This is a genomic window from Neisseria sp. P0022.S010 (assembly GCF_051956635.1).
Genome location: NZ_JBQCXF010000016.1, coordinates 1 through 15,979, shown reverse-complemented (window position 1 = coordinate 15,979; position 15,979 = coordinate 1). Strand labels below are relative to the sequence as shown.

15 protein-coding genes are annotated in these 15,979 nt (G+C 50.2%); 5 read left to right on the top strand and 10 right to left on the bottom strand.

The features are described 5' to 3' along the window. Nucleotides 1-114: 114 nt before the first annotated feature. The 3 genes from ileS to ACTHUT_RS03520 all read right to left on the bottom strand — a co-directional run bounded on the left by ileS (nt 115) and on the right by ACTHUT_RS03520 (nt 4,481). A complete protein-coding gene (gene ileS, locus ACTHUT_RS03530) occupies nt 115-2,904 on the bottom strand; it encodes an isoleucine--tRNA ligase (protein ID WP_440386208.1) in 2,790 nt (929 codons plus the stop codon). A gap of 137 nt (nt 2,905-3,041) precedes the next feature. Next, complete coding sequence (ribF, locus tag ACTHUT_RS03525) at nt 3,042-3,968, bottom strand: bifunctional riboflavin kinase/FAD synthetase (protein ID WP_003747302.1); 927 nt, start codon at nt 3,966-3,968, stop codon at nt 3,042-3,044. 123 nt (nt 3,969-4,091) lie between these two features. Then, nucleotides 4,092-4,481: a hypothetical protein gene (locus tag ACTHUT_RS03520; protein WP_440386207.1), complete on the bottom strand. Its 390-nt coding sequence runs from the start codon at nt 4,479-4,481 to the stop codon at nt 4,092-4,094. 160 nt (nt 4,482-4,641) lie between these two features. On the opposite strand from ACTHUT_RS03520, the gene ACTHUT_RS03515 reads away from it, so the two are divergent. The 4 genes from ACTHUT_RS03515 to dapC all read left to right on the top strand — a co-directional run bounded on the left by ACTHUT_RS03515 (nt 4,642) and on the right by dapC (nt 9,245). After that, on the top strand, nt 4,642-5,517 hold the full coding sequence (locus tag ACTHUT_RS03515) for a YoaK family protein (RefSeq protein ID WP_003747306.1): 876 nt from the start codon (nt 4,642-4,644) through the stop codon (nt 5,515-5,517). A gap of 217 nt (nt 5,518-5,734) precedes the next feature. Next, nucleotides 5,735-6,415, top strand: coding sequence for an OmpA family protein (locus ACTHUT_RS03510; RefSeq protein WP_003747310.1), 681 nt, complete (start codon nt 5,735-5,737; stop codon nt 6,413-6,415). A 347-nt stretch (nt 6,416-6,762) separates the two neighbouring features. Continuing rightward, nucleotides 6,763-7,935 (top strand): NAD(P)H-dependent flavin oxidoreductase, encoded by a 1,173-nt coding sequence (locus ACTHUT_RS03505; RefSeq protein WP_254343996.1) that lies wholly within the window; start codon nt 6,763-6,765, stop codon nt 7,933-7,935. Nucleotides 7,936-8,057: 122 nt separating this feature from the next. Next, nucleotides 8,058-9,245: a succinyldiaminopimelate transaminase gene (dapC, locus tag ACTHUT_RS03500; RefSeq protein ID WP_440386206.1), complete on the top strand. Its 1,188-nt coding sequence runs from the start codon at nt 8,058-8,060 to the stop codon at nt 9,243-9,245. 63 nt (nt 9,246-9,308) lie between these two features. Here dapC and ACTHUT_RS03495 read toward each other — a convergent pair whose 3' ends face one another. The 7 genes from ACTHUT_RS03495 to ACTHUT_RS03465 all read right to left on the bottom strand — a co-directional run bounded on the left by ACTHUT_RS03495 (nt 9,309) and on the right by ACTHUT_RS03465 (nt 13,595). Further along, nucleotides 9,309-9,479 (bottom strand): rubredoxin, encoded by a 171-nt coding sequence (locus ACTHUT_RS03495; protein WP_003747315.1) that lies wholly within the window; start codon nt 9,477-9,479, stop codon nt 9,309-9,311. Between the two features lie 84 nt (nt 9,480-9,563). Beyond that, on the bottom strand, nt 9,564-10,655 hold the full coding sequence (locus ACTHUT_RS03490) for an acyl-CoA dehydrogenase family protein (protein ID WP_440386205.1): 1,092 nt from the start codon (nt 10,653-10,655) through the stop codon (nt 9,564-9,566). A gap of 80 nt (nt 10,656-10,735) precedes the next feature. Further along, nucleotides 10,736-11,284 carry a carboxymuconolactone decarboxylase family protein gene (locus ACTHUT_RS03485; RefSeq protein WP_440386204.1) on the bottom strand — a complete coding sequence of 183 codons (549 nt, stop codon included), beginning with the start codon at nt 11,282-11,284 and terminating at the stop codon, nt 10,736-10,738. Nucleotides 11,285-11,433: 149 nt separating this feature from the next. Next, nucleotides 11,434-11,856 (bottom strand): YidB family protein, encoded by a 423-nt coding sequence (locus ACTHUT_RS03480; protein ID WP_003747321.1) that lies wholly within the window; start codon nt 11,854-11,856, stop codon nt 11,434-11,436. 167 nt (nt 11,857-12,023) lie between these two features. After that, a complete protein-coding gene (gene ruvX / locus ACTHUT_RS03475) occupies nt 12,024-12,479 on the bottom strand; it encodes a Holliday junction resolvase RuvX (RefSeq protein WP_003747323.1) in 456 nt (151 codons plus the stop codon). Continuing rightward, nucleotides 12,472-13,020 (bottom strand): YqgE/AlgH family protein, encoded by a 549-nt coding sequence (locus ACTHUT_RS03470; protein ID WP_036490388.1) that lies wholly within the window; start codon nt 13,018-13,020, stop codon nt 12,472-12,474. Before ACTHUT_RS03470 ends, ruvX begins: the two co-directional genes overlap by 8 nt. A 29-nt stretch (nt 13,021-13,049) precedes the next feature. Then, on the bottom strand, nt 13,050-13,595 hold the full coding sequence (locus ACTHUT_RS03465) for a CreA family protein (RefSeq protein ID WP_440386203.1): 546 nt from the start codon (nt 13,593-13,595) through the stop codon (nt 13,050-13,052). A 173-nt stretch (nt 13,596-13,768) separates the two neighbouring features. Between ACTHUT_RS03465 and ACTHUT_RS03460 the strand changes: the two genes are divergently transcribed. Next, complete coding sequence (locus ACTHUT_RS03460) at nt 13,769-15,688, top strand: peptidoglycan DD-metalloendopeptidase family protein (RefSeq protein ID WP_440386202.1); 1,920 nt, start codon at nt 13,769-13,771, stop codon at nt 15,686-15,688. The last annotated feature ends 291 nt before the right edge of the window (nt 15,689-15,979 follow it).

The following is a 15,979-nucleotide window of genomic DNA, read 5'->3' as shown; positions in this document are numbered from 1 at the left end:
AATCCCAATTCCCTTTCAAAATCTATTCGCTATACGAAACAGATTCAATAAACAAAGGCCGTCTGAAAACCTATTACCAAAGTTTTCAGACGGCCTTTATCTTAGACCAAACAATTAAGCGTAATGTCTGTCTTCGCCTTTACCGTCAACGTTGTCGGCACAACGTTTACAGATGGTTTCATGGCCTGCAACTGCGCCCACATCGTGGGTATAGTGCCAGCAGCGTTCGCATTTTTCACCATCACTGGCTTTAGCGGTTACAGCAAGTTCATCACCGACTTTCACTTCGGCTTTAGACACCAGCAAAGCAAAACGTAATTCTTCGCCCAAAGTGTTCAGATAATCGGCAATTTCTTCCGGAGCCGTAATTTCGGCTTCTGCTTGCAATGAAGAACCAACGGTTTTGTCTGTACGCAAAGGCTCGATGGCGGCAGTTACCGCTTCGCGGGCTTCGCGGATTGCCGTCCATTTTTTCACCAGTTCGGCTTCGGCTTTTTCGTTGATGGGTGGGAACTCGTGCCAGGTGTGGAAGAGGACGCTGTCTTCTTCGCCGCCGCCGATGATGTCCCACGCTTCTTCGCCGGTGAAGCACAAAATCGGTGCAATCAAGAGAACCAGGCTACGCGTGATGTGGTACAGGGCGGTTTGCGCGCTGCGGCGGGCGTGGCTGTCGGCTTTGGTGGTGTAGAGGCGGTCTTTCAGAATGTCGAGGTAGAACGCGCCCAAATCTTCCGAGCAGAAAGAAACAATGTCTTTTACAGCAAAGTGGAAGGCGTAGCGAGGATAGAAGTCGCCAGCCAGACGCTCTTGCAGCTGACGTGCCAATACCAAGGCATAGCGGTCGATTTCCACCATGTCTGCCTGTTGCACGGCATCTTCAATAGGATTGAAGTCGCTGAGATTGGCAAACAGGAAGCTCAAAGTGTTGCGGATACGACGGTAGCTTTCGGTGACGCGTTTGAGGATTTCTTTGGAAATCGCCAATTCGCCGCTGTAATCGGTAGATGCCGCCCACAGGCGCAGGATGTCTGCGCCGAATTCGTTATAGACTTCTTGCGGCGCGACGACGTTGCCGATGGATTTCGACATTTTGCGGCCGTTTTGGTCAACCACGAAACCGTGGGTCAGAAGCTGTTTGTACGGGGCGCGGCCCATGGATGAAGCGCAACCGGTCAGCATGGAGGATTGAAACCAGCCGCGGTGTTGGTCGCTGCCTTCGAGGTAGAGGTCAGCGGGCCAATCCAATTCTTCGCGCTGTTTCAAGACGGAATAATGGGTCGAGCCGGAGTCGAACCATACATCCATCGTGTCGGAAAGTTTGTCGTAATTTTCGCAATCTTCCGCGCTCAACAATTCGCTTTTATCGAGGGAGAACCATGCTTCGATGCCTTTTTCTTCGATGCGTTGTGCTACTTTCTCCAAAAGCTCAGCAGAGTTCGGATGCAGCTCGCCTGTTTCTTTGTGGACGAAGAAGGTCATCGGCGTGCCCCAATAGCGTTGGCGCGAAACGACCCAGTCGGGGCGGCCTTCGATCATGGCTTCGAGGCGTGCGCGACCCCAAGACGGGAAGAATTCGGTGTCGTCCACGGCTTTGATGGCTTTGTCGCGCAGGGTTTTACCATCGGCACCTGCTTTATCCATACCGACAAACCATTGACCCGTCGCGCGGTAAATCAGCGGCGTTTTATGACGCCAGCAGTGGGCATAGCTGTGTTCGATTTTGTTGCTTGCCAAGAGGTGGCCGGTTTCTTCCAGCCATTGAAGGATGACGGGATTCGCTTCCCAAACGCTCATACCGGCAACGCGCGGCGTTTCGCTGATGTATCGGCCTTCGGCGTTGACGGGGTTGTAAAGCTCGATGCCGTATTTATTGCAGACGGCGTAGTCTTCCAAACCATGAGCAGGCGCAGTATGCACCAAGCCGGTACCGGCATCGGTGGTAACGTGTTCGCCGTTAAGCATGAGAATATCGCGTTCGAGGAACGGATGATTCATGTGCAGGTTTTCCAGCTTATCGCCGGTGGTTTCGGAAAGAATAGAAATGCCGTCTGAAAAGCCGTAGCGTTTGAGCGCGTCTTCTGCCAAATCTTTCGCCAATACCAATTTGCCTTTAGGCGTATCAATCAGTTGATACACCACGTCTGCGCCAGCTGAAACAGCTTGGCTCGCAGGCAGCGTCCAAGGCGTAGTTGTCCAGATGACGGCAAACGCTGTGCCTTCGATACCTGGCAAACCGAATGCGGCGGCAAGCGCGACATTGTCTTTAAACGGATAGGCAACGTCAATCGCAGGCGATACTTTGTCTTTGTATTCCACTTCGGCTTCGGCCAGCGAAGAGCCGCAGTCCAAGCAGAACTGAACCGGTTTTGCACCGCGGTAGAGATAGCCCGATTTGTAGATTTCGCCGAGCATACGCACGGTATCGGCCTCGGTTTTGAAATCCATGGTCAGGTAAGGATTGTCCCAGTCGCCCAATACGCCCAGGCGGATAAAGTCTTTTTTCTGACGGGCAATCTGTTCGGCGGCGTATTCGCGGCACAATTCGCGGAAACGGGCTTTGGGCATGTCTTTGCCGTGCAGCTTTTCTACCATCACTTCGATGGGCAGGCCGTGGCAGTCCCAGCCCGGTACATAAGGCGCATCAAAACCGGCTTGGGTTTTGCTGCGGATAATGATGTCTTTGAGGATTTTGTTGACGGCATGACCGATGTGGATGTCGCCGTTGGCATACGGAGGACCGTCGTGCAGGATGAATTTCGGACGGCCTTTGGCGATTTCGCGCAGTTTTTGGTAGCGTTTTTGCTCGTACCAGCTTTTCAGCCATGCAGGCTCGCGCTTGGCAAGATTGCCGCGCATCGGAAACGGGCTTTCGAGCAGGTTTACGGTTTTACTGTAATCGGTCATTTTCTAATCTCTATTGTTGCGGTATTTCGGTTTCAGACGGTCTGATTGCTCATTTTAAAAAGAACAGGCCGTCTGAAAGAATCAAAGGACTTATTGTAGCCCAATTGTCTTGATTTTATAAGCGTATAGAAGCGTTTCTATGGTTTCCAAACCTTTGCATCTTCCATATCTTGCAAAATTTGGGTTTTCAATGCTTCGATACTTTCAAATTTTTTCTCGTCACGCAGTTTGTGCAGGAAGCGGACGAAGATGCGTTGTCCGTACAAATCGCCGCTGAAATCGAACAGGTGGACTTCCAACTTTTGCGAACGGTTGTTGCTGACAGTGGGGTTAAAACCAAAGCTGGCCACGCCCCGGCGCGTACCGAATGCGCCGTCAGCTTCGACGACAAATACGCCGCTTAGCGCATAATGATATGGGGGAAGCTGGACGTTGGCGGTAGGCGCGTTGATGGTGCGGCCGAGTTTTTGCCCGTGTTTGACCTTGCCGCTTAATACATAATCGTGCCCCAACAGTTTTTTGGCGTATTCCAACTTGCCGTCTGAAAGGGCTTGGCGGACGGCGGTACTGCTGGTGCGGATGTCTTCAACGATAACGGACGGTGTGCACTCGGTTTGCATATCGGGCTGTTGTGCCAAAAGTTCAAAACAGCCTTCCCGACCCGCACCGAAACGGAAATCATCGCCAATCAGCAGATAACGCGTATTGAGCGTTTTTCGCAAAAGCCGGTCGATAAACGCTTGTGCGCTCATCTCGGAGAAAGTTTGGTTAAAGCGCAAAACCCAAACGGCATCCACACAGCCGGTTTCACGCAAAAGGCGCAATTTGGTACGCAGCGGACTGATGCGGTAAGGCAGCTTTTTCCCGGCTTTACGCGCAAAAAACTCTTTGGGCTGAGGCTCAAAAATAACAACGACAACAGGCAGACCACGCCGGTCTGCCTCTCGTTTGAGTTTTTGCAGGATATGTTTGTGCCCGAGGTGTACGCCGTCGAAGTTGCCGATGGTTACGGCGGCTCCTTGCGGAAATTGGGGCGGGTGTCGCTGTCCAAGCCAGATGTTCATGGGTGGTGGGTAGTGTGTTTGAATAGGCGGCTATTGTAAACGTTATTGCCGTTTCAATAAACCTTAGGCCGTCTGAAACCAATAAATATATGCTTTCAGGCGGCCCTGAGGTTTGTTAATGCTTTACCACCACCAAGGATAACGGCCAAACGGATAACCCCAATCGTCGTAATAGCGATAGTAGCGGGCTTCGCGCAGCTGCTCTTGGGAAATATAGTTTTGCCATGCCATTTTGTAGCAGGCTTGGAACATCGGGTCGGAAACTTTGTCGATATATTTGAGGCGGAAGGCTTTTTGTTCCGCGGTTGCTACACCGGGTTTGCCTTCTTCGTCAAATTTGCGGCGGATCAGCGCGGCTGTTTCCTGATCGCATTGTGCGGCAAGATTGACTTGAAGATCCTGCTCATAGCGTTTCTGCGCTTGGGCGCGTGCGGCTTTTTGCTCGGACGTGGTGGCGCAGGCGGCCAGCAATGCAACGGCGCCAAACAATAAGGTCAGACGGATAGGATTCATCGGATGTTTCCTTATGTTTATATCTTTCTATTAATGTACGCCCTCATTGTGTAATGGGCAAGTGTGGCAACTTGGGAACACTTTAGATTATTTGTTCTTATCGGCAGACAGTTGCATATAAAATACACCCTGTATGAATGTTTAACTCCAAACCCACTCAATGAACGCTGACAAACCGCCCCACTCCTACAGATTGCGCCACCACAGGCAACACACGCCTCCGTTTTGGCAGGCGGATCGCCCGTATCTGCACGAACACAATATTTCCGATGCCCGTTTCAGACGGCTGGGCTACATCATGGCCTTTCTTGCCGGTGCGATTAATGCGGGGGGATTCTTTGCATTTGCGCGCTATATTTCCCATGTAACCGGCTCCATGTCTCTTTTGGCTGATGTGCTGTATCTCCAAGACTGGTGGTCTGCCGCGGTGACTTTCATCAGCGTGTTGTGTTTTGTTGCCGGTGCCGCGCATTCGGGTTGGGTGATTTTATGGACGCAGCAGATGCGTTTCCGTGGCAGCTTTGGGTTTTCCATGTGGCTGGAAGCAGTTTATCTGTTGATATTCGGTTGGTTCGGTATTGCTGCGATGGAATGGGATTTTGGCGGATCTGATTTTATTATGCCGTCTTTGGCATTGTTTTTATTGTGTTTTATTATGGGCATGCACAATACGGTTATCACGCTTCTTTCCGGCGGCGCCATCCGTTCCACCCACATGACCGGCACGGCGACCGACTTGGGCATTGAAATCTCACGCGCGCTTTATTACTCCAAACAGCATCATCCGCGCCTGCCGCACGTCCGCGTCAACAAACCGAAAATGTGGCTTTTAAGCGGATTGATGCTGTCGTTTTTACTGGGCGGCGTGGTTGGCGCATGGGGTTATCATCTGGTCGGCCATCATTTCGCCCTGCCCGTTTCCGCCGTTTTGCTCATACTGGGTGCAGGTTCGGTGGGATATGACGTCAAGGTCAGATTGAAATGGGCATTCGTCAACTGGTATCGCCGCAAGCAGAAAAAACGGAAGAAACTGTAAAAAACTTTGCTTGTTATTTCACGGCAAAACGGCCAAGCTACCAGAAAAATGCAGAAATGCTTCAGAATTATGTTAACTGGCAAATATTTTCGTAATATCGGGTTAAACCCATTCTTTTGCGTTTCGGATATTGGGTATCATAAATCCGTAATGACCCACGCGGTTTTTATTCATTTTTTCAGACGGCCCGAGCCGTCATCTAAAAAGAGGATACGACATGAAATTCTTGAAACCCCTGACCGTTATTGCCACTGCAATTCCTTTGGCGCTTACCGGCTGTGTAACCGATCCCGTTACCGGCCAACAATCCGCCAGCAAAACCGCCATGTACGGCTTGGGCGGTGCGGCCGTTTGCGGCATCGTCGGCGCGTTGACCCACGGTGGCAAAGGCGCGCGTAACTCCGCATTGGCTTGTGGTGCAGTAGGTGCCGGTATCGGCGGTTACATGGACTACCAAGAGAAAAAACTGCGTCAAAGCCTGGCTAACACCAATATCGAAGTCGAACGCCAAGGCAACCAAATCAAGCTGGTTATGCCTGAAAACGTAACCTTCGCCACCGGCAGCGCGGCCCTGAGCGGCCAAGCTCAAAGCGCTTTGTCTGCCGCCGCGCAAACTTTGGTTCAATATCCTGATACGACTTTGACCATCAACGGCCACACCGACAACACCGGTAACGACGCCATCAACGAGCCATTGTCTCGCAACCGCGCCGAATCTGTTGCCACCTTCCTGCAATCCCGTGGCGTAAGCAGCACCCGTTTGAGCACTTTCGGTTACGGTTCCCGTCAACCCATCGCTTCCAACGCCACTGTTGAAGGCCGTGCACAAAACCGCCGCGTTGAAATCTTGATCAACCCTGACCAACGCGCCATCGACGCCGCTAAAAAACAAATGTAATCCGACCTCTGTCTGATTTACTTAATTGAAGGCCGTCTGAAATTTACGTTTCAGACGGCCTTTTTATTTACCGTATTTATCGGCCGATTTTTCTTGCTCATCAGACTCAATATAAAATTTATTCCTTTATTAACAAGACTTTTCAATTTTTTCTTTAAAAAAACTGTATTAATACTCTAATTTTTACATTAACTTAGAGTATAATTCCTAAAATTTTAAAAACATGCCTCATGCCGTCTGAAAAACGGCGGCTAAAACACACCGAATTTATACACACATCAGTCCGTTATCCCTTTCATTTCATAGGATTTCAGACGGCACCACCCAGAATCTATGAAGGAGCATCCATGCAAAACAACTTTGACCCATTGATTATCCGTGACAAATCACTGATTCCCGTCGTACAGGGCGGCATGGGTGTAGGCGTTTCCGCATCAAAACTCTCCAGCGCGGTTGCACGAGAAAACGGCGTGGGTACCATCGCCAGCGTCGATTTGCGCCACTTGCATGAAGATTTGTTGGCCGAATCGAAAATCAATTCCAGCGAAGAAAAATACACCCGCCTCAACTGCATCGCGCTTGACCGCGAAATCAAAAAAGCCAAAGCCGATTCAGAAGGCAAAGGCATGATTGCCGTCAACGTCATGAAAGCCGTCAAAGACCATGCCGCCTACGTCCGCCAGGCCTGCGAATCCGGTGCGGACGCGATTGTAATGGGCGCGGGTTTGCCTTTGGACTTGCCGGAAATGGCCGAAGGCTATCACAAAGATGTCGCCCTTTTCCCTATCTTGTCCGAATCACGCGGTATCAATATCGTTTTGAAACGTTGGATGAAAAAAGGCGTTTTGCCCGATGCCATCGTTATCGAACACCCTGCCCACGCGGCCGGCCACTTGGGTGCGGCAACCGTTGACGGCGTAAACGATGCCAAATTCGAGTTCAAACGCGTCATTGAAGAGACATTTGAAGTATTCAAAAACTTAGGTTTGGAAAGCGAAAAAATCCCGTTGGTACTCGCCGGCGGTATGGCAAACTTTGAAAAAGTCAAAACAGCCTTGAAAAACTGGGGCGCATCCGCCGTCCAAATCGGTACCGCATTTGCCGTAACCGAAGAAGGCGATGCCCACATCAACTTCAAAAAAACCCTGGCCGGTGCGGAAACCGAAAAAGTGGTTGAATTTATGTCTGTCGCCGGTTTGCCTGCACGTGGCGTACGCACCAAATTCCTCGACAGCTACATCAAACGCGAAGCCAAATTGCAAGCCAACGCCAAAAACGATCCGCGCCGTTGCACCCAAGGCCTGAACTGCCTGACCAGCTGCGGCCTGCGCGACGGTTTGGCCAAAGCCGGTCAATTCTGTATCGACATCCAACTTTCCGCCGCATTCCGTGGCGAAGTCGATAAAGGCCTGTTTTTCCGCGGTAAAGACCCGCTACCGTTTGGCAATGCCATCCGTACGGTTCAAGAAACCATTCAATATCTCTTAAACGGTTCCTTGCCTGCCGTCCCTGCCAAATAAACGCATCAACACTCAAAAGGCCGTCTGAAAAACATTCAAACCCTGTTTTCAGACGGCCTTTTTGTCCCAATCCATCTAAAAAATGCTAAGATTATCGCCTGAATTTATCCAGCAGAAACATCATGAATCCATTATTGAACCACCTCAAACCCTATCCTTTCGCCCGCTTGCGTGAAGCCATGCAAGGCATTGACGCACCCGCAGGCGTAACGCCCATTCATCTGCAAATCGGCGAGCCGAAACACCCGACGCCCAAAGTCATCACCGATGCACTGACCGCCTCCCTGCACGAACTGGAAAAATATCCGCTGACCGCAGGCCTGCCCGAACTGCGCCAAGCCTGCGCCGAATGGGTTGCCCGCCGTTATGATGGTTTGAGCCTTAATCCCGACAATGAAATCCTGCCCGTATTGGGCAGCCGGGAAGCATTGTTCTCCTTTATCCAAACCGTTTTGAATCCAGCTTCAGACGGCCCCAAACCGGTCGTTATCAGTCCCAATCCTTTCTATCAAATTTACGAAGGCGCGACTATATTAGGCGGCGGCGAAATCCATTTTGCCAACTGTCCGGCACCCAGCTTCAACCCCGATTGGAGCAGCCTGTCTGAAGACGTATGGCAGCGCACCAAAGTCCTGATTGTCTGCTCGCCCAACAATCCGAGCGGCAGCGTCCTGCAATTAGAAGACTGGAAAGAAATTTTTGATTTGCAAGACAAATACGGCTTCGTTATTGCCTCTGACGAATGCTATTCCGAAATTTATTTTGACGACAACAAACCGATCGGCGGCTTGCAGGCTGCGGCGCAATTAGGTCGAGGCACGCACAACATTATTATGTTTACCAGCCTGTCCAAACGCTCCAACGTCCCCGGTTTGCGTTCCGGCTTTGTCGCAGGCGATGCCGAGTTGCTCAAAAACTTCCTGCTCTACCGCACCTACCACGGCAGCGCAATGAGCATTCCTGTCCAACGCGCCAGCATTGCCGCTTGGAACGACGAAGAACACGTCATTGCCAACCGCCGCCTATACCAAGAAAAATTCGACCGCGTTATTCCGATTTTGCAACAGGTATTCGATGTCAAACTGCCTGACGCATCGTTCTACATTTGGCTGAAAGTTCCCGACGGCGACGACTTGGCATTCACGCGCAACCTGTGGCAGAAAGCCGCCATCCAAGTGTTACCCGGCCGCTTCCTTGCCCGCGATACCGAGCAAGGCAATCCGGGCGAGGGCTACGTCCGCATCGCTTTGGTTGCCGACGTGGAAAGCTGTGTCAAAGCGGCGGAAACCATTGTTTCTCTCTACCGCTGACGATTAAGCAAACAAAGGCCGTCTGAAACTTCAGACGGCCTTTTTATTAAATAATCGGATAATTTATATGGTGAAGTCCAGAAGGTAGAAATCTTCTTTACCTACGCCGCATTCAGGGCATTTCCAGTCGTCGGGGATGTCTTCGAACTTGGTACCTGCCGGCAGGCCGTGTTCGGGGTCGCCGACATCTTCATCGTAAATCCAGCCGCAAGGGCCGCACATATATTGAGCCATTTGGTGTTCCTTCCATTTTTAAAGGCCGTCTGAAACCGTATTTTCAGACGGCCTTTCGTGTGTCTTATTGTTGATATTTTGAATTTATTGCGCTGCTTCCAAAGCGGCGATTTCTTTGCGCAGGTGTTTGATGGCCGGTGTTACGATGGCGACGAACATGGCCTCGCGGACGCGACGTTGCGCCGGGCTGCGCATCAGATAACCTTTCGCGCCTGCATGCAATGCGGCAGATTGAGTGGCATTCAGTGCCAATACGGCAGCCGCTTCACGCAGTTTCAAGGTTGCCAGCGTATCGGGTTTATTGTTCCACGCATCATCGGCAAGGTGTTCAGTTTCCGCCCATGCGCCGTCCAAAGCGGCTTTCAATTCATCGTAGCTGTGGTCGAGGTATGAGTTTACTTCTGCGTTCACCACATTGGCCATGCGGATAATGCCGAGCGCACCGTCAATCACACCGGCGCCGATACCCATTTGCAGCAGAATGAAACCGGCTTTAATGGTCGGGATATAAGACTGGAACTGCTCAGGCGTAGCAATCACATCTTCATCGGGAATAAACACGTCTTTAAAATTCAGACTGTAAGTGCGCGTACCTTCCAAACCGCAGAACTCAGGACAGTTTTGCAGGGTAACGCCTTCCCATTGGCCGCCGGTGATAAACATCACATAGCTGTCGCCGATTTGGGCGGTATTTGCCCAAATGTGGTCTTCGCCAATATTGGATACCCAAGGCAAAGCGCCGTTGATTTTGTAGCCGCCTTCGACGCGCTCGGCTTGCAAGTTGTGTTTTTCGATACCGGCAAGGTGTTTGACGGTATTGGACATGCCCGTACCGGCCAAAACTTTGCCCTGCAGAATATCGGCCAAATATTTGTCTTTAACCGCTTGGTTGGGGGATTGGTGCAGATACCACGCGCAAGCCGCCTGACACCATGCGCTGAACGAAGTCGCGCCGCATTCTTTACCGATTTCGCGCAATACGGCGATTTGCGTTGCCAAACCCAAACCGTTGCCGCCTTCTTCAACCGTACCGGTCGCGGCAAAACCGCCGATTTTGCCCAATTCCAGCATAAATTCTTTCGGGTACAGGCCTTTGCGGTCGATGTCGTCCACCAATGGTTTTAATTTGCTTTTAACGAGTTCGGCAACATTGTTCAGTAAAGCTTCGCGTGTCATTTTTTTTCCTCTGGATATTTTGGCGATATTGAGTTCTTTTAAGAAAGGCCGTCTGAATTTTCAGACGGCCTTTGATGGGATTAGGCAAATGCCTGCAATTCAGGGTTGATTTCGGTTTTGGCAAGGTTGTTGACGTAGTTGCACAAGGTTGCCAAAGCAACGCCCATAACGACTTCAACGGCTTGCTGTTGGTTATAACCGGCATCAAAGAAAGCTTTCAGCTCGTCGTCGGATACCGCGCCTTTTTTCGCCATAACGGCTTGAGTGAATGTCGCCAAAGCACTCAGTTTGGCATCGTCAAACTCGCCTGCAGCCAATGCGCGTGCGGCTTTGATGGATTGTTCGGACAGCAGTTTTTTCAGGGTGGCCAGTTTGGTGTGGCCGGCAACGCAGAAACCGCATTCGTTGGTACGGGCGGCGATGATTTGGACAACTTCAACTTCGCCGTCAGTCAGGCTGTTGGCCGCATTCAGCTTGCCAACTTCTTGATAAAACGCCAAAGCTTCAGGCGCATTGGCCAAAACGCCGATCAGGTTAGGAATAAAGCCGTTGTTTTTCAATACGGCTTCAACGCGTGGTTTAGCAGCTTCAGGAGCGGTTTCGACTGTGTGTATGGTTAAACGTGACATCTTTATGACCTTTTTTGTAATAAAACGAAGTGGGCATGATAAGCCATTCGTTTTTGTTAGAAAAAGATTAATTGGTTATTTACCGCAAACCAAAAGTTATAAGGCCGTCTGAACGGATTCAGACGGCCTTATCATAAGGATTCAACTCATTATTTTATAAAGTTTTTCAGCAACATAGAAGCGATGTCGTCCAAGCCGAAGCCATCCGCATCTTGAGCCGTGCCGTTAGGCGTCGCTTTATCAACCAAGTCTGGCAACACTTTTGCCAACAAATCGCCTGCTTGGCCGGCATCCACGCCGAATTTTTGCGCGATTTGGTTCACGGTATCGCTGCCCAACGCATTTTGCAGGTCGCTGCCGGATACAGGCAGGTTGCTGGATTGGTTGGACACCCAGCTGCTCAGGGCATCGCCCAAACCGCCTTGTTGCAGTTGGTTGATCAGGTTGCCCACGCCGCCTTGTTGTTTAACCAAATCCATCGCCATATCGGTCAAAGAACCTTGTGCGCCGTTTTCGCTGTTGCCACCCAACATTTGGGTAGCCGCATTCAAAAGATTGTCCATGAGTGCCATGACTTTTTCCTTGTGTGTGTTTATGTCTAAAAAAAGAAAGCGGAGTGTAGCAAAGTTTATGCCGGAAAAAATCAGGCTTAACCAAACTAAACCTCTTTTATCCCAAAGCCGTAACAAAACCAAGGCCGTCTGAAATCCAGTTTCAGACGGCCTAATAATCAATAACGTTATTCTTCTCGGCCATTGAAATACTCGGCCGCGCCGCCTTCAAAAAAGCCTTGCAAAATCGCCTGTGCCGCCACTTGGTCAAGCACGGATTTTTGTTTTCGGCCAAATACTTGGGCTTCAGCAAGCAGGCTTTCCGCGTATAGGGAAGACATCCTTTCGTCCACCCAATAAACCGGCAAATTAAAACGTCCGTGCAAACGGCGGCCAAACTTGCGGCTCAAACGGGTCAGCTCATGCTCCGTGCCGTCGGTATGCGTCGGCAGGCCGACCACAAAATACTTGGGTTGCCATTCTTTGACCAGCTTGGCAATGGCCTCGAATTTTTCATCATTGCTGTTGCCGGTTACCGTTGCCAGCGGATGGCTCATACCCAGCTCTGCCTCGCCCTGCGCCACGCCGATGCGCGCTTCGCCGAAATCAAAGGCCAAAACTGTGCCTTTTGGTGCATCAGGCATGGCCGACTCCTGAAAACAAAGCGTTCGGATTGACACCCAATTTTTCAAAAGCGGCGGCATAACGAAGCTCGTAAGGCACATCAAAAAGAATATGCTCGTCCGCAGGGACGGTCAGCCAAACATTTTCTGCCAGCTCGCGCTCCAACTGCCCTTTGCCCCATTTAGAATAACCGATACTGATCAAAGCCTTATCCACCGCACCTTCTTTAGACAGGTTTTCAATCACATCGCGCGAAGAAGTCAGCGCCACGTTATCGGTTACCACCATGCTGTTTTGCCAGCGGCCGATCGGCGTATGCACGACATAGCCGCGCTCAATCTGAACCGGCCCGCCCATCATCACGTTTTCATGTTGCAGGCGCAACGGGATATTGCGGTCGGCGGCGGCGAAAATCATGTCCATGGTAATCGGCGAAGGTTTGTTGATGATGATACCCAGCGCACCTTCTTCATCGTGTTCGCACACATAAATGACCGTATCCGTAAAAAACGGATCGTCCATATGAGGCATGGCAATCAGGAAATGGTTGGCTAAATTCATATTCTTCTTAATCTATTAAGCTGATTTTATTATTTTTGGCCGTCGGAAATCGGCGCGTCCACCACGCAGGCGCCGTAAACCGCACCGCCTGCCGGTACCGGTGTATCGGTTTTCGCATGGGCAAAACACGATACCGCGCTCAAAGAATTTTTCGGCGAACCTTGAACGATTTTATCGCTGTACACCAAATAAGCGAAAGACTTACGTTTCGGGTCGTAGTAGCGGATAATCTGCTGGCTCTTAAATGCTATGCTGGCACTGCGTTTGAACACTTGTCGCGGTTTCAAAACCGCAGCCTCGTTATAACGGATGACTTCCGCACTTTGCACGCAGGAAACCGATGCATCGCTGGCATCTTCTTCCAGATTGACTGTTTCTTTCAAACCGCCTTTTTTCGCGTACGAAATATAGCAGGCAATCCCCTGCACATCAGGATCATCAAAACCTTCCACTTCAATACGGTCGTTTTTACCCAACATATGAAACACCGTACTGGCGCGTCCGATTTTATCGGTATCGTTACCGCAAGCCGCCAAAACCATGGCGCCCAACACTACTAATAAATATTTTTTCATAATATCCTGTCAATGCAGACTGTCAGTTTCCAGACAGGCGGAATCATATCCGCCTACTCCATCATTACTATATAAGACCGTTCGTCCATATTGCAACCCAATATTATTTTCAGACGGCCTGACAGACAGTATAATCCGTCCTATTGTTCCTACTTTAATAGCAAGATCGAACCATGCGTTACAAACCCCTCATCCTCGCCCTGCTGCTCAGCTTCTCCCTGCCAACCTATGCTGCCAAAGACGCGCCGAAAGAAAAAGCGGCCGCCGTCAAAAAAGCTGCACCCGTGAAAACAGAGAAAGAAGCCGCTAAGGCAGATGTAAAAAAAGAAACCTCAAAAAAACAAGCAGTAAAAGAAAAAGAGGAAGACAAAAAAGCGGTTAAAGCCAAAGCCTCCAAAGAGAAGGAAACCACCGACAAGAACGAACGCGCTTCAGCCAAAAACAAACCGGCTAAAGCCACCGAAGCCGCTGCCGACAATAAAAAAGCCAACCGCAAAACAGAAGAGCCTAAAGAAACGGCAAAAGACAAAAAAGCCGCAGCCGCAAAACCCGGCAAAGCCAAAGAGCAAGACAAGAAACCTGTTGAAGATAAAAAAGACAGTAAAGCCAAAGAACCCGTAAAAAAAGCAGAACCTAAAGAAACCAAAACCAAAGAGCCTGCTAAAAAAGCGGCTGAGGATAAAAAAGAGCGTCAATCCAAAGAACCAGTAAAAAAAGCAACCGAAGACAAAAAGGCCGATACCAAAGAAACCAAAGCCAAAGAGCCTGCCAAAAAAGCTGTTGAAGATAAAAAAGACGCTAAAAAAGACACCAAAGCCAAAGAGCAAAACAAAAAAGACGACACTAAAGCTGAGCCTAAAGCCGTCTCTTCAGCCGACAACGATTTCAAAGCAGCCGTGGCTGCCGCCGCCAACGAAATGGAAAGCAAGAAATCCTTTGCCAAACGCAACGAGGGTTTCATTATCCATGTTAATGCCACGCTCAAACAGCTGCAACAAACACGCAACAACCTCTCCGGCATCAACCGCAAACAACGCGACGCTTGGGAAAAATTCCAAAAACTCAATGCCGATGCCAACCAGTTAAAAGCCGAAGTTTCCAACACGCGCGCCCAAATTTCGCGTTTTGTGTCCGGTAACTATAAAAACAGCCAGCCCAACGCTGTTGCCCTCTTCCTGAAAAACGCCGATGCCGGTCAAAAAACCCGCTTCCTGCGTTACACGCGTTATATCAACAACGCCAACGACCAAGTCATGAGAGACTTGGAAAAACAACAAAAAGAGCTGGCAGCGCAAGAGCAAAAAATCAACAATGAATTGGCTTACCTGAAAAAACTGCAAGCCAATATCCAAGCTTCATTGCGTCAACAAGGCGTAACCAATACCGCCGAACAAGCCGAAAGCCGCCGTCAAAACGCGCAAATGGCCAAAGAAGCGCAAAAGAAAATCAACCACAGAGAAAACGAGCAACGCCTCAACAATCTCTTGAAAGATTTGGAAAAACGCAAAGCCGAGCAACGCAAAGCCGAAGCAGAAGCGCGTAAAAAAGCCGCCGAAGCCCGTTTGGCCGCTGCCGAAAAAGCACGCAAAGAGCAGGCTGCCGCCCAACAAAAAGCCGAAGCCGAACGCGCCGCCATGTCCACGCTGACTGACGAAGACATGAAACTGCAAGCCCCAAATACCCAAGGCTTGACCGTCAGCAACGTCAACAGCTTCAGCCGAATGCAAGGCCGTCTGAAAAAACCGGTTAACGGCACACTGGCAGGCCTGTTCGGCCAAGACCGCGGCGATGGCGAAGTTTGGAAAGGCGTGTTCTACAATACCGTTCCGGCCCCGGTCAGCAGCATTGCCTCAGGCACGGTTACTTTTGCCGGCGAGCTTGAAGGCTACGGCAAAGTAGTCGTCCTCGACCACGGCGACGGCTATGTCAGCATTTACTCCGGCCTGAGCGAAATTGACATCGCCCAAAACTACGCCGTCAATGCCGGCAGCAAGATTGGTACCAGCGGCACTTTGCCGTCGGGCGAAACCGGCCTTTACCTTGAAGTCCGCTACAACGGACAAGTCATGAATCCGCTTTCATGGATTAACTGATGTTTCAGACGGCCTGAGTGAATTTTCCCTCCAGGCCGTCTGAATTTTCATCATAAACTACAATAAAACACGATTTTCACGCCTGTTCAGCACATTAAACAACAAACTTTTACCTTAAACTTATTGTTCCGAGCGTTTAAATCACATAAAGTCAACGGGTTCAGAGAAAACAAAAACCACTTTGCTTACCGTACACAAAAAGAAAGTCAAACGAATGTCAACAAAATCCACTTTGAAAAAAGTTGCAATCTACACTCTCGGCGCATTTAGCGGCATCGCCCTCAGTCTGAG

Coding starts and splice junctions, on each gene's coding strand:
- ruvX (WP_003747323.1), bottom strand. CDS start 12,479: ATGCCTGATGCACCAAAAGGCACAGTTTTGGCCTTTGATTTCGGCGAA.
- ACTHUT_RS03495 (WP_003747315.1), bottom strand. CDS start 9,479: ATGGCTCAATATATGTGCGGCCCTTGCGGCTGGATTTACGATGAAGAT.
- ACTHUT_RS03465 (WP_440386203.1), bottom strand. CDS start 13,595: ATGAAAAAATATTTATTAGTAGTGTTGGGCGCCATGGTTTTGGCGGCT.
- ACTHUT_RS03490 (WP_440386205.1), bottom strand. CDS start 10,655: ATGACACGCGAAGCTTTACTGAACAATGTTGCCGAACTCGTTAAAAGC.
- ACTHUT_RS03520 (WP_440386207.1), bottom strand. CDS start 4,481: ATGAATCCTATCCGTCTGACCTTATTGTTTGGCGCCGTTGCATTGCTG.
- ACTHUT_RS03485 (WP_440386204.1), bottom strand. CDS start 11,284: ATGTCACGTTTAACCATACACACAGTCGAAACCGCTCCTGAAGCTGCT.
- ACTHUT_RS03460 (WP_440386202.1), top strand. CDS start 13,769: ATGCGTTACAAACCCCTCATCCTCGCCCTGCTGCTCAGCTTCTCCCTG.
- ACTHUT_RS03480 (WP_003747321.1), bottom strand. CDS start 11,856: ATGGCACTCATGGACAATCTTTTGAATGCGGCTACCCAAATGTTGGGT.
- ACTHUT_RS03470 (WP_036490388.1), bottom strand. CDS start 13,020: ATGAATTTAGCCAACCATTTCCTGATTGCCATGCCTCATATGGACGAT.
- ACTHUT_RS03505 (WP_254343996.1), top strand. CDS start 6,763: ATGCAAAACAACTTTGACCCATTGATTATCCGTGACAAATCACTGATT.
- ACTHUT_RS03515 (WP_003747306.1), top strand. CDS start 4,642: ATGAACGCTGACAAACCGCCCCACTCCTACAGATTGCGCCACCACAGG.
- ACTHUT_RS03510 (WP_003747310.1), top strand. CDS start 5,735: ATGAAATTCTTGAAACCCCTGACCGTTATTGCCACTGCAATTCCTTTG.
- ileS (WP_440386208.1), bottom strand. CDS start 2,904: ATGACCGATTACAGTAAAACCGTAAACCTGCTCGAAAGCCCGTTTCCG.
- dapC (WP_440386206.1), top strand. CDS start 8,058: ATGAATCCATTATTGAACCACCTCAAACCCTATCCTTTCGCCCGCTTG.
- ribF (WP_003747302.1), bottom strand. CDS start 3,968: ATGAACATCTGGCTTGGACAGCGACACCCGCCCCAATTTCCGCAAGGA.